Genomic DNA, 16,519 nt, shown 5'->3' on the forward strand with positions numbered 1-16,519 from the left:
ATCCGGCTACGTCGGTCGCGAGGACGGCGAGGCCATGCACGAGGCCTATGCGTTCCTGCGGCGGACGCCCGACCGGGCTGACGCCTCGCCCGACCGGGCTGACGCCTCGGCTCAGGTGGGGAGCGAGTCGCCCTGGACGGCCTGGATGTCCAGCTCGACCTTGAGGGTGGTGCCGATGGCGGCGATGCCGGTGGCGACGGCCTGGTTGTAGTTCATCGCGAAGTCGTCGCGGCGCAGCTGGGCGGTGGCGCGGAAGGCGGCGCGGGTGCCGCCCCAGGCGTCCGGGCCGGTGCCGAGGTAGGCGACGTCGAGGTCGACGGGGCGGGTCTGGCCGTGCATGGCGAGCTCGCCGTGGACGGTCCAGCGGTCCGAGCCGGCCGGGGTGAGGCCGGTGGACCGGTAGACGATCTCGGGGAACGCCTCGACGTCGAGGAAGTCACCGGTGCGGAGGTGGTCGTCGCGCATGCGGTTGCCGGTGTCGATCGAGCCGGCACGGATGACGGCCTCGACGCGTGACTTCTCCAGATGGTCCGGTGCGATCTCGACGACCCCGGCGAAGTCGGTGAACCGGCCACGCACGCTGGAGATGCCCAGGTGCTGCGCGACGGCGCCGACGGTGGAGTGGGCCGGGTCGATCGTCCACGGGCCGGGGGCCGGGAGCGACGTGTCGCCCTGACGGGTCAGCGTGACGGTGCCGAGCGCAGCCGTTCCCGAGGCCGTGACGATCGCGGTCGCCGCGGTGGGGGACCAGCCGATCGCGGTGATGATCGCGACGTACGGCCCGGGGGCGAGGACGGTGTCGTCGGTGACGACACCGTCCTCGTCGGCCTCGGCGCGCAGCACCTGACCGCCGGCCGTGTCGGTGAGGGTGACGACCGCGTGCGCCACGGCCCAGCCGTCGCGGGTGCGGATCTGTGCGGTCAGTGCCATCGCGGATCAGTCCTCGGGGTGGGAGAGGACGATCTCGTGGCCGTCGACGCCGTGGCCGGTCAGGCTCACCGCGCTGGCCGCCGGCGGGTAGCTGGTCGCCAGGACCGTGTATTCGCCGCTGTCCAGGTCGGCGAACGCGTAGGCCCCGTCCGCGCCGGTCGCCGCGGTCCCGGCCACGTTGCCGGCCGCGTCGACCAGCGTCACCCGAGCGTCGGCGAGCGGCCCGACGGCCGACTTGACGACACCGGTCAGGCGGGCCCCGGTGACCATCTCGACCTCGACCCGGGTCAGGCCGGTGGCGCCGATCTCGATCGGCACCGCACGCGGGCGGTAGCCCTCGGCGTTGACCGCCACCGTCGCCGGTCCCGGGACCAGCTCGTCGATGAAGAAGGTGCCGTCCGCGACGGTCGTGCCGGTGGAGAGCAGGTCGCCGCGTACGTCGGTCACGATCACCATCGCGTCCTTGACGGGCGCGCCGTCCTCGCCGCCGCGCACGATGCCCTTGAGGCCGGTGGTGCCGCTGAGCAGGAGGTCGTACGCCACCGGCTCACCGCCCACGACCACCGTGGAGGCCTGCGGCTGGAAGCCGTCGGCCGACGCGATCAGGACGTACGTCCCCGACCCCGGTGCGTCGACCGCGTAGGAGCCGTCGGCGTGGGCGACCGAGCGGCCGAGCTGGCGCCCCGACAGCGAGATCAGCGTGACCGCGGCGTGCGGGATCGGGATGCTCCCGGAGCCGCGGACGAAGCCGTGCAGCGCGATCCCGTTGGCGACCGGCGCGGGCGCGGCGGCGTGCTGCTCGGGTACGCCGGCGACGGCCTCGGCGACCGCCGCAGGCCCGTCGATCCCGGCAGCCTCCTCGGCGGCCTGGGCGAGCCCGCCCTTGGTCTTCAGCGGGACCTCCTTGATGAACAGCACGAACAGCAGCGCGAGGACGGCTGCGCCGGCGGCGACCAGGAAGATGTCGGCGATGCCGTGGCCGTAGGCGCTCTCCAGCACCGACCGCAGCGGCTCGGGGACCTTGTCCATGTCCGGGATCTCGCCCGAGGTGCCCTGGGCCAGGGCCGCATACCTCGGACCGAGGTCGGCGACGCCGTCCTCGACGTAGCCCGTGATCCGGTGGGCCATCAGCGCGCCGAGTGCGGAGACACCCATCGCGCCGCCGAGGCTGCGGAAGAACGTCACCATGGAGCTGGCCGCACCGAGATCGGCGGGCGCGACCTGGTTCTGCGTGGAGAGGACCAGGTTCTGCATCGTCATACCGACGCCGAGACCGAGGATCGCCATGAAGACCGCGACGTGCCAGTACTCGGTGTCGTAGCGGATCGTGCCGAGCAGGCCCAGCCCACCGACGATGAGGGCGGCACCGACGACCAGCCAGGCCTTCCACTTCCCGGTGCGGGTGATGACCTGGCCGGAGATCGTCGAGGAGAGGAACAGTCCGGCGATCATCGGGATCGTCATCACGCCGGCCATCGTCGGCGACTTGTCGCGGGCGAGCTGGAAGTACTGGCTGAAGAAGATCGTGCCGGCGAACATCGCGACACCGACGAAGAGCGAGGCGAGCGAGGAGAGCGTGATCGTCCGGTTGGCGAAGAGCCGCAGCGGGATGATCGGCTCCTTGGCCCGGGACTCGACGAGGACGAAGATCAGCAGGAGCAGCACGGAGCCGCCGACCATGGCCGCGGTCTCCCAGGAGGCCCAGTCGTACTTGTCGCCGGCGAAGGTGACCCAGATGAGCAGCAGCGAGACGCCGGCCGCCATGAAGAACGCGCCGGCCCAGTCGACCTTGACGCCCTCGCGCCTGACCACGGGCAGGTGCAGGGTCTTCTGCAGCACGATGAAGGCGACGATCGCGAACGGGATGCCGACGTAGAAGCACCAGCGCCAGCCGAGCGAGTCGGCGTCGGTGATGACCCCGCCGATCAGCGGGCCGCCGACGGTGGCGACCGCGAAGACAGCGCCGAGGTAGCCCGAGTAGCGGCCCCGCTCACGCGGCGAGATCATCGCCGCCATGATGATCTGGGCCAGGGCGGTCAGACCGCCCATGCCGATGCCCTGGACCGCCCGCGCGGCGATCAGCTCGCCCGGGTTCTGGGCGAGGCCGGCGACGGCCGAGGCCGCCACGAAGAGGACCAGTGCGATCTGCATGAGCAGCTTCTTGCTGAACAGGTCGGCCATCTTGCCCCACAGCGGGGTGGTCGCCGTCATGGTCAGCAGGGAGGCGGTGACCACCCAGGTGTAGGCCGACTGCCCGCCGCCGATGTCGGCGATGATCTCGGGCAGGGCGTTGGAGACGATCGTGGAGGAGATCATCGCCACGAACATGCCGAGCAGCAGACCCGAGAGCGCCTCCATGATCTCGCGGTGCGACATCTGGCCCTGGCCGGATGCTTCCGGTGGCCTGGCGTGAGTCCGTTCGGCTGTGGTCGTTGCCATGGACTTCCCTTCTGAGTTGAGCAGAGTCTTAGTTGCGTACGTGGGTGGTGTGCGTGGGGCAGACGAGGCTGTCGTGCAGCTTGGCCATGAGCCGGATCAGCTCATGCACCTCCTCGTCGCTCCAGTCGCTGAGCCGCTCGGCGAGCAGCTCGGCGATGTGGTCGGAGAACCCGGCGAGCAGGTCGCGTCCGGTGTCGGTCAGACGCAGCAGGCGCGAGCGCCCGTCCGCCGGGTTGGGGGAGCGCTCGAGCCAGCCCTGGTCGGCGAGGTACGAGACGTGGCGGCTGGTCACCGAGATGTCGACGGCGAGCAGATCGGTGAGCTCGCTGATGGTCATCTCGCCGCGCTGGCTCAGCAGACCCAGCACGCCCGCCGAGCCGGCCGGCAGGTCGGGCGGGAGGTTGCGGGCCAGGCCCTTCTTGACGGCCCCGACCTCGCTGAGTCGGTGCATCAGCTCGCGGTAGGTCGCCTGCGCCATCGTCACTCCCTCTGATTGGTTGACTTTTACAACCTTATTGAGGATAGGAGAACGATGCAAATTGCCACGCCGGTCGCGCGCAGAGCCGTCGGGTGAGCTAGGCGACCGTGCCGCGGGCCGCCCAGGCCGTCGCGGTCACGGTGAACGGGCCGTTGCCGAACCGGCGCCGAGCGACCTCCTCGAGCGCCGAGCGACCGGCGTCGTCGAGGGAGCTCACGTAGTCGCCCGCCGGCCCGACGCCGAAGGTGTACGGGTCCCACCAGTCCTCGAACGTGGGATGCGTGACGCGGACGACCAGGCCGCTGGGCTCGACCTTGCGGAGGCCGACCTTCTTGAACAGCTTCTCCAGGTCGCCCAGCCGGGAGCCGGCGAGAAGGGCCTCGTCCTCGGCCTCCGGGTCGATCTCGTGCACGCAGGCCCAGAACGGCGCGACGGCGCCGGTGTCGCCGTCCCAGACGCACGCCGCGACGGTGCCGCCGGGCCGGGTGACCCGGACCATCTCCTTGATCCCGGCCTCGGGGTCGGTCATGAAATGCACGACGAGCTGGGCCAGCGAGGCGTCGAACCAGTTGTCGTCGAACGGGAGCGCCTCGGCCACGCCGGTGTGCACATCAACCCTGGCCAACTGTCGCGCGACCGCCTCGATGAACGGTGGCGAGGGGTCGATGGCGGCCACCAGATGGGCCTCGGTGAGCGTCACCAGATGGCGGGTGAGCGTGCCGGGGCCGCAGCCCACGTCGAGCACCCGCTGACCCATGCTGACCCGGGCGAAGTCGGCGAAGTGGGGTGCGAGCGGTTCGGCGTAGCGGCCCATGAAACGGGCATACCTCTCCGCGGCGACATCGAACCCCATGCTTCAGGCTAGGACCGCCGTTCGCTGGGCCGACAGACCCAAGTTCGGTATCTCCCGCCTAGTGCGTCGAGGGCGTCGTCGCGATCTCCGAGCGGTCATCGGACCACAGCGTGTGGAAGGTGCCGTCCTTGTCGACGCGCTTGTAGGTGTGCGCGCCGAAGAAGTCCCGCTGGCCCTGGATGAGCGCTGCCGGGAGCCGGTCGGCGGCGAGCGAGTCGAAGTAGGCGAGCGCCGAGGAGATCCCCGGTGCGGGTACGCCGGCGGCGGCCGCGATCCCGACGACGCGCCGCCACGCCTCCTCGCCGGAGGCGACCGCGTCGGCGAAGTAGGGGTCGACCAGCAGCGTCTCCAGGTCGGGCCTGCTCGCGTAGGCGTCCACGATCCGGTTGAGGAACCGGGCGCGGATGATGCAGCCGGCCCTCCAGATCTTGGCGAGCGCACCGAGGTCGATGTCCCAGCCGTACTCCTTCGCCCCGGCCACGATCAGGTCGAACCCCTGCGCGTAGGCGACGACCTTCGAGGCATAGAGAGCCGCGCGTACGTCCTCGACGAACGTGTCGGGGACCGCTGGTGCCTTCGGGCGGCTGGTCACCGAGGCCCGCACCGCACCGCGCTGGGCCGGCTTGGAGGAGACCGCCCGGGCGAAGACGGCCTCGCCGATGCCGGAGACCGGGATGCCGAGGCCGAGCGCATTCTGCACCGTCCAGACGCCGGTGCCCTTCGAGCCGGCCTCGTCGAGGATGACGTCCACGAGCGGCGAGCCGGTCTCGGCGTCGGTCTGGGCGAGCACCTCCGCGGTGATCTCGATCAGGTAGGACTCCAGGTCACCGGTGTTCCAGTCCTTGAAGACGTCCACGAGCTGCTCGACCGCGAGCCCGCCGACCCGCCGGAGGAGGTCGTAGGCCTCCGCGATCAGCTGCATGTCGGCGTACTCGATGCCGTTGTGGACCATCTTCACGAAGTGGCCGGCGCCGTCGGTGCCGACATGGGTCACGCACGGCTCGCCCTCGGCGACCGCGGCGATGCTCTTGAGGATCGGGCCGAGCGTCTCCCAGGCCTCGGCCGAGCCGCCGGGCATGATCGAGGGGCCGTTGAGCGCACCCTCCTCGCCGCCGGAGATGCCGGTGCCGACGAAGTTCAGACCCCGCTCGCGCAGCTCGCGCTCGCGGCGGATGGTGTCGTTGAAGTTGGCGTTGCCGCCGTCGACGATGATGTCGCCCGGCTCGAACCGCTCGGCCAGCTGCTCGATCACCGCATCGGTCCCCGCCCCGGCCTGGACCATGACGATCGCCGTACGCGGCTTGGCCAGCGTCGCCACGAAGTCGTCGATCGTCTCGGAGGCGAGGAAACCGGCCTCGGGATGCTCGGTGACGAGCTCCTCGGTGCGGGCGTAGGTGCGGTTGTAGACCGCCACCGTGTTGCCCTCGCGCGAGGCGAGGTTGCGGGCCAGGTTGGACCCCATCACGGCCAGGCCCACCACGCCGATGTTCGCGCGGCCATTGTCGTTGTTCGGCATCGTGCTCCTCATGTGAGTCGGTGATGCCATTCAACTCTGCCCGTCAAGCAGCTCAGGCGGCGGCGGTGGGTGGCTCTGCGCGGAAGCGCGCCGGCCGTCCATCCACCCCGAGAACCCGCCAGGACCACCGCGTCAGCGGCGTACGCAGCCCGAGGTTGTCGAAGAGCATCCGGACATCGGCGAAGAGATGGCGGCGGAACGCGGCAGCTTCGGCACCGTTGCCCCAGACCTCGCGGACGACCGAGTCGGGGAGGCCCATGAGCTCCCGGTCGGCGCGCGAGGGGATGATGATCGCGTCCGAGCCCAGGCGCATCGCGAGCGGGGTGAGGATGCCGAGGGCAAGGCGTGAGACCGGGTTGAGCGAGGGGGCGTGCTCCTCGAGCCAGGCGTGCGCGAAGCCGATGTGGCGCGCCTCCTCGGCGATGTGGATGGCCATGATCTGGTCCAGGAGCGGATGGGTTCCGCCGGCGCGCATGGCCTCCTTCTGTACGTGGTCGATCGGCTCCTCGCCGGCCAGGATGATCGCGAAGAAGAGGGCGGGGTAGAGCCCGCCGAGGTGGCCCACGAGCGGGATGGACCGCATCAGCCAGCCGGGTGCGCCCGCGACGTCGGGGCAGACCCGGTTGGTGAACTCCTGGAACATCTGGATGTGGTGTGTCTCCTCGGTGAGCTCGTGCATGAAGTAGCGGAACTCGGGGTCACCGTTGTCGACGCCCATCAGGAACTGGGTGCCGCCGAGGAGGAGCAGCTGCTCGAACTGGGAGCCGGTCTTCACCATCGCGGTGAGGCGGTGTCGGCCTACCTCGATCTGCCGGGCCCTGGGCAGCGACTGGTACCACGGATGGGCGCCGAGCAGGTCGAGCGTCGGCAGGATCCAGCGCTCGTCGTCCTCGGAAAGGGCCATCTCGGGTGCGTCCCAGTCGACGTCCTTGAAGGCGTTGAAGTACATCTCGACGGACGCCTCCGACAACGTACGCAGCGTCTCGTCGTACTCCCGGCGCGGCACGGGCCTGGTCGGCGTGATCATCCGGACCGGGGTGCCGGCGACGGCACCCACGTAGCCACCGATCGAGCGAAGTGTCTGCACAACCATCCGAGCCTCCTTGCACGACGTTGATACGTCACCAAGGTACATGGGATTTGTGTACCAGGAAACAGGTTCGGCGTGTGTTCGGCGTGTGTCCGGATCAGCAGATCTCGGCGGCGAGGGCCTTCCGGACGCCTGCGACGAGGTCCTCCGGCGTCCGGGCCGGGCAGTCGAAGACGGTGCGGGCGCTGTGCGCCCCGGCCTCGTCGACCCACTGGAACTCGAAGCCCTCGGCGCACAGGCCGGTGATCTGGGCGGCCAGGATGGTGTCGACCGGGATGTAGGAGCGGGTCGCGACCGCCTCGCGCAGCTCGTCGCCGTGGTGGTTGTTGAGGTGGTCCTGGTTGCGGTGGAGCACGCCGTCGTTGAGGTCGAGGTCGCGGTCGGTGAACGCATCGAGGGGGATCGGGATCGCCTCGCCGCTGCGGCGGACCAGCATGACGTTGGAGACGTCCATGACGACCTCCTCCCACTCCGTCTCGCAGCACGTGCAGGCATCCGTACGCAGCCACCTCAGCGTCCCGGTCAGGCGGACCGCCTCGCCGTTGCCGAGCGTGCCCTGCAGGACCAGCACGACATGGCTGCCGCGGCGCCCGGCGTACGCCATCCGCTGCTCGGGTGGGCACAGGAAGGTCGGGCGCCCGCCGTCGTCGGCGAAGCCCTGCATCTCCAGCTCCTCCATCGAGTAGGGGATGCCGTCGATCACCACGCTGCCCCCGCGGGGGCAGGACAGGATGCTGCGGGCGATGCGGGGGTTCGACTTCATGACACCTCCATGTTTAGGTAAGGCTTACCTAAACATGGATCGGGTGGCGGGACAAGTGGCAGGGCGGCGTCAGTCCGCTCCGACCAGCCGGTCCCGCCACCGTGGCAGCGATCGACGCGCGACGGGTCACGATGTCTGAGTCAGTGGATCCCGGAACCTATCGCGGGGCGCTCCATCACATCCGGCTCTACGACGAAGCGGTGCGGGCGGTCGTACGTTGTGGCCACCCGGCACTTGCCGCAACGCCGCAACGGCTCGCCTACCTGCGCTGCCCGCGGACCGACCGGTCAGCCGAGAAGCACGCCTGCTGGTCGACGCGCTCACCGCCACCGCGGCGATCATCGCCACCGAGCTCGACGATGCCTTTCGGACGTCCCTACCGGGCGCTGGGGCTCGGTAGGAGCCGGTCTTCTGGGCGCTGCGTCAGAAGCCGATCGGCAGACCGGCGTAGTTCTCCGCGAGACCCGCGGCGGCGTGCTCGCTGGAGGTCACCCAGCGCAGCTGGGAGAGCTGGAGCTGGGTGTCGAAGTGGTCCTCGGCGGTGTGCAGCATCGTCGTCATCCACCACGAGAAGTGGGTGCAGCGCCAGACGCGGCGCAGCGCCGTCTCGGAGTAGCTGTCGGCCAGCCGCGAGTCGCCCTTGAGCAGCGCGGTGAGCGCGGGGGCGAGCAGCGCGACGTCCGCGACCGCGAGGTTGAGACCCTTGGCTCCGGTCGGCGGGACGATGTGTGCGGCGTCGCCGGCCAGGAAGAGGCGGCCGTGGCGCATCGGGGTGGAGACATGGGATCGCATCGGCAGCACCGACCGGTCGGTGATCTGCCCGGGCTGCAGCGTCCAGCCGTTCTGGCCGTGGCCGAGCCTGGCAGCGAGGGCGTCCCAGATCTGGTCGTCGGACCAGGTCGCCGGGTCGGTGCCGTTCGGCACCTGCAGATAGAACCGGGAGACGCTCTCCGAACGCATCGAGTGCAGCGCGAAGCCGTCGGGGTGCCAGGCGTAGATCAGCTCGTCGGTCGAGGGCGCGACGTCGGCGAGGATGCCGAACCAGCTGTAGGGATAGGTGCGGTCCCAGCTCTCCCGGGCCGGGATCGCGGCGCGGCTGGGGCCGAAGGAGCCGTCGCAGCCGACGATGACATCCGCCCGGATCCGCTGGGGGAGCCCGGCGGCGTCGGTGAAGGTGACCGAGGGCCGGTCGGACTCGATGTCGTGCAGCGCGGTGTCGCTGACCTCGTAGTGGACGACCTGTCCCGCCGCCTTGCGGGCGTCGATCAGGTCCCTCTGCACCTCGGTCTGCCCGTACACGTAGACCGCCCGGCCGATCAGGTCCACGAAGTCGATGTGGTGGCGCTCCTCGGGCCACTGCAGGTAGATCCCGCGGTGCTTGTCGGCGTCGCGCGCCAGCCGGTCGCCGAGACCGACCTCGGTGAGCAGGTCGACGCTCGACTGCTCCAGGATGCCGGCGCGGATGCGGGCGGCGACGTACTCCTCCGACCGGGTCTCGACCACGACCGAGTCGACACCGTCGGCGGCGAGGAGATGGCTCAGCAGCATGCCTGCGGGGCCGGCGCCGACGATCACAACCTGCGTACGTTCATCTGCCATGGGGTGAGTCAACTCCTGTTCGGGCTGCTGCCGCCAGGACGCTCTTCCACTGAGTGAAAAGCGCGGCGGGCAGTGGATTTCCAAGTAGCGCGGATGGGCTCTTGTGTCGACGCCCACCGGTCCCTACGGTCGAGGCACCCAGATTGTGACCCCAGTCACAAACCACAGAAGGAGCGCCCCGATGCCCGACGTCCTCGCCGACCGCGCCGCCCTCGAGTCCCAGATCGGCGACCAGACCATGGTCGACGTCCTCGCCGAGGTGGTCGCCGAACGCGGCGCCGAGCCGGCCTTCTCCGACCGGCACACCCCCGACGGCACAGGCTGGCGCACACTGACGTGGGCCGAGCTGCACCAGCGGGCCCGCGAGCTGGCCGCGGCCTACATCGCGGCCGGCCTCCAGCCGGGTGAGTCGGTCGCGATCATGGCCGCCAACCGCATCGAGCACGTCGTCGCCGACCTGGCCGCGGTGCTCGCCGGCGGTGTCCCGATCAGCATCTACAACACCCTCGCACCCGACCAGGTGGGCTACGTCGCCGAGCACGCGGACCCGCGGATCGTGGTGCTCGAGACCGACGACCACGTCGCCCGCTGGGCGCTCGGGCGCAAGCGCGAGGAGATCCTCCGCATCGTCACCATCGACACGACGCTGGAGGACGATCCGCGGGCGATCGGCTGGGACGACTTCGTGGCCTCGGGCGCGGAGGCGCTGGCCGAGGTCGGCGAGGAGTTGGCCGCGCGCAGCGCCGCGGTGACCCCGGACGACACGGTGACGATGCTCTACACCTCGGGCACGACCGGGCAGCCCAAGGGAGTGGTGCTCACCCACCGCAACATCGTCTTCGAGACCACGAGCTCGCTGTCGACCTCCGGCGTCGAGGAGCCCGGCGTCCTCGTCTCCTACCTGCCGTTCGCCCACATCGCCGAGCGGGTGCTCAGCCTCTACATCCCGCAGTTCAACGGCGGCCACGTCTACCTGATCCAGGACCCCGCGCTGCTGCTCGGCACCCTCCAGGAGGTGCACCCGACCAGCTTCTTCGGGGTGCCGCGGGTGTGGGAGAAGATCCGCACCGGCGTCACCGCGCTGCTCGCCGCCGAGACCGACGACGCCAAGCGGGAGGGCGTCGAGAAGGCGATGGCGGTCGGGCTGGCCTACGTCGAGTCGCAGCAGACCGGGCAGACCACCACGCCCGAGCTGCAGGCGCAGTACGAGCAGGCCGACGCGGCGGTGTTGTCCACGATGCGCGCCCTGCTCGGCCTCGACAAGGTCGAGTGGGCCGCCAGCGCGGCCGCACCGATGCCGATCGAGGTGGCCCGCTTCTTCGCCGGGCTGGGGATCAAGGTCTACGACGTCTACGGGATGACCGAGACCACCGGTGCGGCGACCGCCAACGGGCCCGAGGGCTTCCGGCTCGGCACGGTGGGCCGTGCGCACCCCGGGATCGAGGTCCGCATCGCCGAGGACGGCGAGATCCTGTTCCGCGGTCCGATCACCACCCCCGGTTACGTCGGCCGGCCGGACGCGACCGCCGCGCTCCTCGACGCCGAGGGCTGGCTGCACACCGGCGACATCGGCTCGCTCGACGAGGACGGCTTCCTCAGCGTCGTCGACCGCAAGAAGGAGATGATCATCAACTCCGCGGGCAAGAACATAGCCCCCTCCAACATCGAGAACCTCCTCAAGGAGAGCCCGCTCGTCGGCCACGCGATGGTGGTCGGCGATGGTCGTTCGTACGTCGTCGCCGTCCTCACTCTCGACGGCGAGATCGCTCCCGTGGTCGCCCAGAAGCTCGGCGTCGAGGCCGGCTCGCTGGCCGAGCTGGCCCAGCACCCGGTGATCCGCGGTGCGGTGGGTCAGGCCGTCGAGGCCGCCAACGCCCGGCTGTCTCGTCCCGAGCAGGTCAAGGCCTTCGAGCTGCTCGGCGAGGAGTGGACCGCCGAGTCCGAGGAGCTCACCCCGACCCTGAAGCTCAAGCGGCGCGTGGTGAGCAAGAAGTACGCCGACATCATCGACGGGCTCTACGCCCAGGAGTGAGCCGACGGCCTACCCCGCGACGGCGTCCAGGCGGCCCACCTCCTCGTCGGTGAGCCGGAGGGCGCCGGCGGCGATGTTCTCCTCGAGGTGGGCGGGGTCGGCGGTGCCGGGGATGGCGAGCACGTGCGGGCCCTGGTGGAGGGTCCAGGCGAGGCGTACCTGGGACGGGGTGGCGGAGTGCGCCTCGGCGACGGCCTCGACGACGTCGCGACCGGTCTCGTCGGGGGTGGTTCCCGGGACCGCGCCGGCGACGGCGGCGCCGATGGAGTTGAAGGGCACGAACGCGACCCCGTGCTCGCCGCACAGCCGCAGCAGGGCGTCGTCCTCGCGACGGGTGGTGAGGCCGTACTGGTTCTGTACGCAGGCCACCGGTCCGATCGCGAGCGCCTCGGTGAGCTGATCGGAGCCGATGTTGGAGAGGCCGACGTGCTCGACCAGACCCGCCTCGCGCAGGCCGAGCAGGGCGCCGAAGTGGTCGGCGATCGACCCGGTGCCGCGCTCGCGTCCCGCTCCCCAGCGCAGGTTGACCAGGTCGAGGTGGTCGAGGCCGAGCTGGCGGATGTTCTCCTCGACCTGGTCGCGCAGACGCTCGGGTCGGGGCTCGGACTCCCAGGCACCGTCGCGGCCGCGCGGGGTCGGGCCGACCTTGGTCGCGATGACCAGGTCGTCGCCGTACGGCTGCAGAGCGGTGGCGATCAGCTCGTTGGCCGAGCGTGTCGGGGTGAAGTAGATCGCCGCGGTGTCGATGTGGTTCACGCCGAGCTCGACGGCGCGACGGAGCACCGCGATCGCGTTCTCACGATCGGGGGCGACCGGGGTGGACAGGCTGCCGATCAGGCGCATCGCGCCGAAGCCGATCCGGTTGATCCGCTTGTCGCCGAGCTGCCAGGTGCCGGCGGCTCCGGCGGCTCTGGCGGTGATGTGGTTCGTCGTCATGCTCTCCAGCGTCGCGACCGGGCGCCGCGTACTCACGCTCTTGGCAGGTTGTTGTCGATCGCCGCTCGCGCCTTGGTGGCCGGGGCAGAATCGATGCCGTGACCAACACGGTGGGGACGATCCGGGCGGGTGGGACCGTCGCCGTCGTACGCGGCGAGGAGGAACTCGTGCGACGCACCTCGCACCTGTTCGCGGCCGCCACTGACATCGCCTGTGCCGCGATCGACCTGCGCACCCGGTCGGCCGCGCGGACCGAGGCCGGCATCAGGGCCGCGCTGTGCGGTCGCGACGGCGCCGAGGTGCGGCTGCGGAAGGTCTACCGGGCCCAACGTGCTGCTCGACCCGGTCTCCGCCGCCCATCTGCGCGAGATCCGCGACACCCGCGGCGCCCAGATCCGGATCACGCCCGACGAGATCAACGAGACGATCCTGATCGACCGCCGGGTCGCGATCCTCGCCGGTGACCCGCGGCTGGGCGAACGCAGCTTCAGCATCGTCACCCAGCCCGAGGTGGTCCAGGGCGTCACCTCCCTCTTCGACGCGGCCTGGCGGTCGGCGACCACGGTGGACGCCTACGACGCCCGGATCGCCGAGCTGCGCGACATCGCGCCGCAGGTGCTCGACCTGCTCGGCCGAGGCGTGAAGGACGAGGCGGCGGCGCGCACCCTCGGCCTCGGCGTACGCACCTACCGGCGCCGCGTCGCCGAGCTCATGGAGGCGCTCGGCGCCTCGTCCCGGTTCCAGGCGGGCGTACGCGCCCGGGAGCTCGGGCTCGTCTGATCCCTTCCGGTCGGCGGTGTCCGGATCCTGACGCCGCGGTCTCTTTCTCAGGGGCGGCCCGGTAACGTCGAGAGCGACTTGTTCGGGCGGGTCAGGAGGTCTGTGATGCGTTGCTTCATCGTCGTCAAGGAGCGCAGCGACGCCGAGAGCTGGGACTGGGTTCTGGCCGGTCCAGGGCTGCACGCGGCGGGATCGCTGGGCGCCCGCGGGACCGAGGACGCGATCATCGCGGCCGTCGGAGCGGCGTACGACTCGCTGGAGTCGCTCGCGCCGGTGCAGGTCGTGGTCGCGCTGCCGTCCAACTCGCGATTCTGGATGCTGACCGACGAGATCGCGCACGCCTACCCGGGCGTCACCGTGGTGCCGTTCGCCGACGAGGACGCGGCCATCCGCGCGGAGGCGGTGGAGGCGCTGGCGATCCATCGGGCCGGCCCGCTGCCGCCGCTGGTGGTGGCGACCGACGGCTCGGCCCATCGCGGGTTCATCGGCTGGGGATGGCTCGCCGGCGACGGTCAGCACGGCTTCGGCCGGCAGGTGCCCAACGCCCGGATCCGCGACCCGCAGTCGCTGGTGGTCCTGGCCGAGCTGCAGGCGATCGCGGAGGCGGTGCGGGCGCTGCCCCGCCGCACTCTGACGATCCGGACCGACTCGCGGGTCGCGCTCGCGATGATCCAGGACTGGCTCCGTGGCGAGCTGACCATGCCGAAGGGCTATGAGACCGAGCACCGCGCCGAGCTCGCCGGCCTGACCCGGATGCACGACGACCTGTGCCGCGAGTCCGAGCGGCTCTCCTTCGAGTGGGTGCGCGGCCACGTCGGCGAAGCGCTCAACGAAGGCGCCGACTCGCTCGCGAAGCTCGCCCGGCGCTTCGCCGAGGGGACCTGGGGGCTGACCGCCGACGAGGTGCCCGGGAGGGCGCGGGCGATCGCCGAGACGTTCGCTGCGCCCATGACTTCGGGCGCCGCTTCCGCTGGGTAGATTCCCGTCTCGTGAATTCTCCTTCGGTTACCATCGCCCCCGACGAGCCCGCGCAGCTCCGCGCGCGGCTCGATGCCCTGGGCCTGGACGGCATCTTCGACGTACACACGCACTTCCTGCCCCAGCGGATGCTCGACAAGGTGTGGGCCTACTTCGACTCGGCCGGGCCGCTGACCGGCCGGGCGTGGCCGATCGCCTATCGGCACTCCGAGGAGGAGCGGCTCCGGGTGCTGCGGGCCCTCGGCGTACGTCACTTCTCCGCGCTCACCTATCCGCACAAGCCGGGCATGGCGGCGTGGCTGAACCAGTGGGGTGCGGAGTTCGCGGCCGACAAGCCGGACTGCTTGCAGTCGGCGACGTTCTACCCGGAGCCGGGGGCGGGCGACTATGTGCGCGAGGCCGTCGAGGCGGGTGCGCGGATCTTCAAGGCGCACGTCCAGGTCGGCGACTACGACCCCAACTCGCCGCTGCTGGACCCGGTCTGGGACGTCCTCTCGCAGTCGCGTACGCCGCTGGTGATCCACTCCGGGCACGGTCCCGCCCCGGGTCGGTTCACCGGGCCGTCCGGCATGGAGACGCTGCTCGGGCGCTACCCGGATCTGGTGCTGATCGTCGCTCACATGGGGCTGCCGGACTACGCGCGTTTCCTCGACCTGGTGGAGAAGTACGACAGCGTGCACCTGGACACCACCATGGCCTTCACCGCCTTCACCGAGGCGTCGACGCCCTTCCCGGCCGAGGAGCTGCCGCGGCTGAAGGCGCTGGGGGAGCGGGTGCTGTTCGGGAGCGACTTCCCGAACATCCCCTATCCCTATCTCGAGGCGGTCGACGGCGTCCTGGGGCTCGGGCTCGGCGACGAGTGGGCGCGCGGGGTGCTCTACGAGAACGCCGCGCGGCTCTTCGGACTGCCCTCGGGCGGCTAGGCCACCGCGGTCTCGTCGTAGCTGTCGGTGAGGATCTGGACGATGTCGGGGACCCCGAGTGCGAGCCGGTTGAACCGGGGCGACTCGGCGGCGACGACCAGGTGCTTGGCGAGCTCGATCTCGTCGCGGGCCCACGGGATCAGCCCGGCGCGGTCCAGGTTGGCCGAGTTGGCGGCTCCGTGGCCGGAGATCGAGCGGTAGGTGATCACCGGCGTGCCCGAGGCCAGGGCCTCGAGCGAGGTGAAGCCGCCGGCGTTCTGGACGACGCAGTCGCTGGTCGCCATCAGGGCGCGTACGTCGGTGCGCCAGCCGAGTGCCACCACGCCAGGGATCCGCTCCAGGCGGCGCTTGAGACAGGGATCGGTCGCACACAGGACCACCGGGGTCATGTCGCTGTGCTCGAGGATGTCGCGGGCGGTCTGCTCCAATGCGCCGGCGCCCAGCGAGCCACCGGTCACCAGCGCCCGCGGGCCCTCCAGGCCGAGGTCCGCGAGGGGGTCGGGGAAGACCCGCCCCGGGACGTACGCCGCCCCCGGCGGGACCAGCGGCTGGACCACGGCCGCGTTGCCGCCGAGCATGCGCGCCTCGCGTGCGGCGACCTCGTGGATGGCGAGGTTGAGGTCCATTCCGGGGTTGATCCACAGCGCCGGGACGGCGGCGTCGGTGAGGTAGGTGATCGCCGGCGCGGTGAGCTGCTTGCTGGTGCGCAGGTGGCCGATGACCTGAGAGCAGAACGGGTGGGTGGAGATGACCAGATCGGCGCCGCGTACGGCTTCGGTGAGGTTGCGCGTGGAGAGACGGAGGAACTGGTTGAACGGCTCGTGGAGGGGGCGTCCCGGCATGACCAGACTCATCGTGGTGCCCCACGAGTCGGGACTGACCTGGAGTTGCATCTTGTAGCCGACCTTCAGCCCGTGTCCGAGCCGCCAGGGCATCAGGTCGACGAAGTCGAAGATCTCGACGTCGCACCCGGCCTCCCCGAGTGCTCGCGAGATCTCCCGGGACGCCGAGTTGTGGCCCGCGCCGTAGCTCGCGGAGATGATCGCCACGCGGGGGGCCGTGCCGGGCCGGATGTGAAGGAGGGGCCCGAGCCGCTCCGAGTCGATGGACATGCGCCGGATTCTGTACGCACGGTGTGACGTTGTGGTGAACGGGGGCACCCCGGCGCATCACTCTTCACCGTCGGTTCGTCTCCCCGAATC

Annotated in this window: 14 protein-coding genes; 4 read left to right on the forward strand and 10 right to left on the reverse strand. The window is 70.7% G+C overall.

The features are described from left to right. Nucleotides 1-111: 111 nt before the first annotated feature. From ABZ796_RS04170 to ABZ796_RS04205, 8 genes are all read right to left on the reverse strand, one after another. The gene (locus ABZ796_RS04170; protein WP_357334836.1) at nt 112-930 is read right to left on the reverse strand and encodes a YceI family protein; all 819 of its coding nucleotides are present in this window, start codon (nt 928-930) and stop codon (nt 112-114) included. Between the two features lie 6 nt (nt 931-936). Further along, nucleotides 937-3,369 (reverse strand): MFS transporter, encoded by a 2,433-nt coding sequence (locus tag ABZ796_RS04175; protein ID WP_357334837.1) that lies wholly within the window; start codon nt 3,367-3,369, stop codon nt 937-939. A gap of 28 nt (nt 3,370-3,397) precedes the next feature. Further along, a complete protein-coding gene (locus tag ABZ796_RS04180) occupies nt 3,398-3,847 on the reverse strand; it encodes a MarR family transcriptional regulator (protein ID WP_357334839.1) in 450 nt (149 codons plus the stop codon). Between the two features lie 97 nt (nt 3,848-3,944). After that, nucleotides 3,945-4,700: a class I SAM-dependent methyltransferase gene (locus ABZ796_RS04185; RefSeq protein WP_357334841.1), complete on the reverse strand. Its 756-nt coding sequence runs from the start codon at nt 4,698-4,700 to the stop codon at nt 3,945-3,947. 58 nt (nt 4,701-4,758) lie between these two features. Beyond that, nucleotides 4,759-6,216 (reverse strand): NADP-dependent phosphogluconate dehydrogenase, encoded by a 1,458-nt coding sequence (gene gndA / locus ABZ796_RS04190; RefSeq protein WP_357334843.1) that lies wholly within the window; start codon nt 6,214-6,216, stop codon nt 4,759-4,761. 52 nt (nt 6,217-6,268) lie between these two features. Next, complete coding sequence (locus ABZ796_RS04195; RefSeq protein ID WP_357334844.1) at nt 6,269-7,309, reverse strand: diiron oxygenase; 1,041 nt, start codon at nt 7,307-7,309, stop codon at nt 6,269-6,271. A gap of 94 nt (nt 7,310-7,403) precedes the next feature. Beyond that, the gene (locus ABZ796_RS04200; protein ID WP_357334846.1) at nt 7,404-8,069 is read right to left on the reverse strand and encodes a hypothetical protein; all 666 of its coding nucleotides are present in this window, start codon (nt 8,067-8,069) and stop codon (nt 7,404-7,406) included. A gap of 423 nt (nt 8,070-8,492) precedes the next feature. Then, a complete protein-coding gene (locus ABZ796_RS04205; protein ID WP_357334848.1) occupies nt 8,493-9,668 on the reverse strand; it encodes a 4-hydroxybenzoate 3-monooxygenase in 1,176 nt (391 codons plus the stop codon). A 181-nt stretch (nt 9,669-9,849) separates the two neighbouring features. Between ABZ796_RS04205 and ABZ796_RS04210 the strand changes: the two genes are divergently transcribed. Then, on the forward strand, nt 9,850-11,700 hold the full coding sequence (locus tag ABZ796_RS04210) for an AMP-dependent synthetase/ligase (protein WP_357334850.1): 1,851 nt from the start codon (nt 9,850-9,852) through the stop codon (nt 11,698-11,700). A 9-nt stretch (nt 11,701-11,709) separates the two neighbouring features. Here ABZ796_RS04210 and ABZ796_RS04215 read toward each other — a convergent pair whose 3' ends face one another. Next, nucleotides 11,710-12,636 carry an aldo/keto reductase gene (locus ABZ796_RS04215; RefSeq protein ID WP_357334852.1) on the reverse strand — a complete coding sequence of 309 codons (927 nt, stop codon included), beginning with the start codon at nt 12,634-12,636 and terminating at the stop codon, nt 11,710-11,712. A gap of 330 nt (nt 12,637-12,966) precedes the next feature. Here ABZ796_RS04215 and ABZ796_RS04220 point away from each other — a divergent pair, with 330 nt between their 5' ends. From ABZ796_RS04220 to ABZ796_RS04230, 3 genes are all read left to right on the forward strand, one after another. Beyond that, nucleotides 12,967-13,416, forward strand: a complete 450-nt coding sequence (locus ABZ796_RS04220; RefSeq protein ID WP_357334854.1) for a hypothetical protein — start codon at nt 12,967-12,969, stop codon at nt 13,414-13,416. 105 nt (nt 13,417-13,521) lie between these two features. After that, nucleotides 13,522-14,394, forward strand: a complete 873-nt coding sequence (locus ABZ796_RS04225) for an RNase H family protein (RefSeq protein ID WP_357334855.1) — start codon at nt 13,522-13,524, stop codon at nt 14,392-14,394. A gap of 11 nt (nt 14,395-14,405) precedes the next feature. Continuing rightward, nucleotides 14,406-15,317, forward strand: a complete 912-nt coding sequence (locus ABZ796_RS04230; protein ID WP_357334857.1) for an amidohydrolase family protein — start codon at nt 14,406-14,408, stop codon at nt 15,315-15,317. On the opposite strand, the gene ABZ796_RS04235 is transcribed toward ABZ796_RS04230, so the two are convergent. Next, complete coding sequence (locus ABZ796_RS04235; RefSeq protein ID WP_357334859.1) at nt 15,314-16,429, reverse strand: glycosyltransferase; 1,116 nt, start codon at nt 16,427-16,429, stop codon at nt 15,314-15,316. The two genes, ABZ796_RS04230 and ABZ796_RS04235, sit on opposite strands and share 4 nt — an antisense overlap. Nucleotides 16,430-16,519 lie beyond the last annotated feature (90 nt).

It is taken from the genome of Nocardioides sp. NPDC047086 (assembly GCF_040643685.1).
Lineage (GTDB): Bacteria > Actinomycetota > Actinomycetes > Propionibacteriales > Nocardioidaceae > Nocardioides.

Excerpts from the sequence above, each read along its gene's own strand:
- ABZ796_RS04170 (WP_357334836.1), bottom strand. The coding sequence starts at position 930 with ATGGCACTGACCGCACAGATCCGCACCCGCGACGGCTGGGCCGTGGCG.
- ABZ796_RS04175 (WP_357334837.1), bottom strand. The coding sequence starts at position 3,369 with ATGGCAACGACCACAGCCGAACGGACTCACGCCAGGCCACCGGAAGCA.
- ABZ796_RS04180 (WP_357334839.1), bottom strand. The coding sequence starts at position 3,847 with ATGGCGCAGGCGACCTACCGCGAGCTGATGCACCGACTCAGCGAGGTC.
- ABZ796_RS04185 (WP_357334841.1), bottom strand. The coding sequence starts at position 4,700 with ATGGGGTTCGATGTCGCCGCGGAGAGGTATGCCCGTTTCATGGGCCGC.
- gndA (WP_357334843.1), bottom strand. The coding sequence starts at position 6,216 with ATGCCGAACAACGACAATGGCCGCGCGAACATCGGCGTGGTGGGCCTG.
- ABZ796_RS04195 (WP_357334844.1), bottom strand. The coding sequence starts at position 7,309 with ATGGTTGTGCAGACACTTCGCTCGATCGGTGGCTACGTGGGTGCCGTC.
- ABZ796_RS04200 (WP_357334846.1), bottom strand. The coding sequence starts at position 8,069 with ATGAAGTCGAACCCCCGCATCGCCCGCAGCATCCTGTCCTGCCCCCGC.
- ABZ796_RS04205 (WP_357334848.1), bottom strand. The coding sequence starts at position 9,668 with ATGGCAGATGAACGTACGCAGGTTGTGATCGTCGGCGCCGGCCCCGCA.
- ABZ796_RS04210 (WP_357334850.1), top strand. The coding sequence starts at position 9,850 with ATGCCCGACGTCCTCGCCGACCGCGCCGCCCTCGAGTCCCAGATCGGC.
- ABZ796_RS04215 (WP_357334852.1), bottom strand. The coding sequence starts at position 12,636 with ATGACGACGAACCACATCACCGCCAGAGCCGCCGGAGCCGCCGGCACC.
- ABZ796_RS04225 (WP_357334855.1), top strand. The coding sequence starts at position 13,522 with ATGCGTTGCTTCATCGTCGTCAAGGAGCGCAGCGACGCCGAGAGCTGG.
- ABZ796_RS04235 (WP_357334859.1), bottom strand. The coding sequence starts at position 16,429 with ATGTCCATCGACTCGGAGCGGCTCGGGCCCCTCCTTCACATCCGGCCC.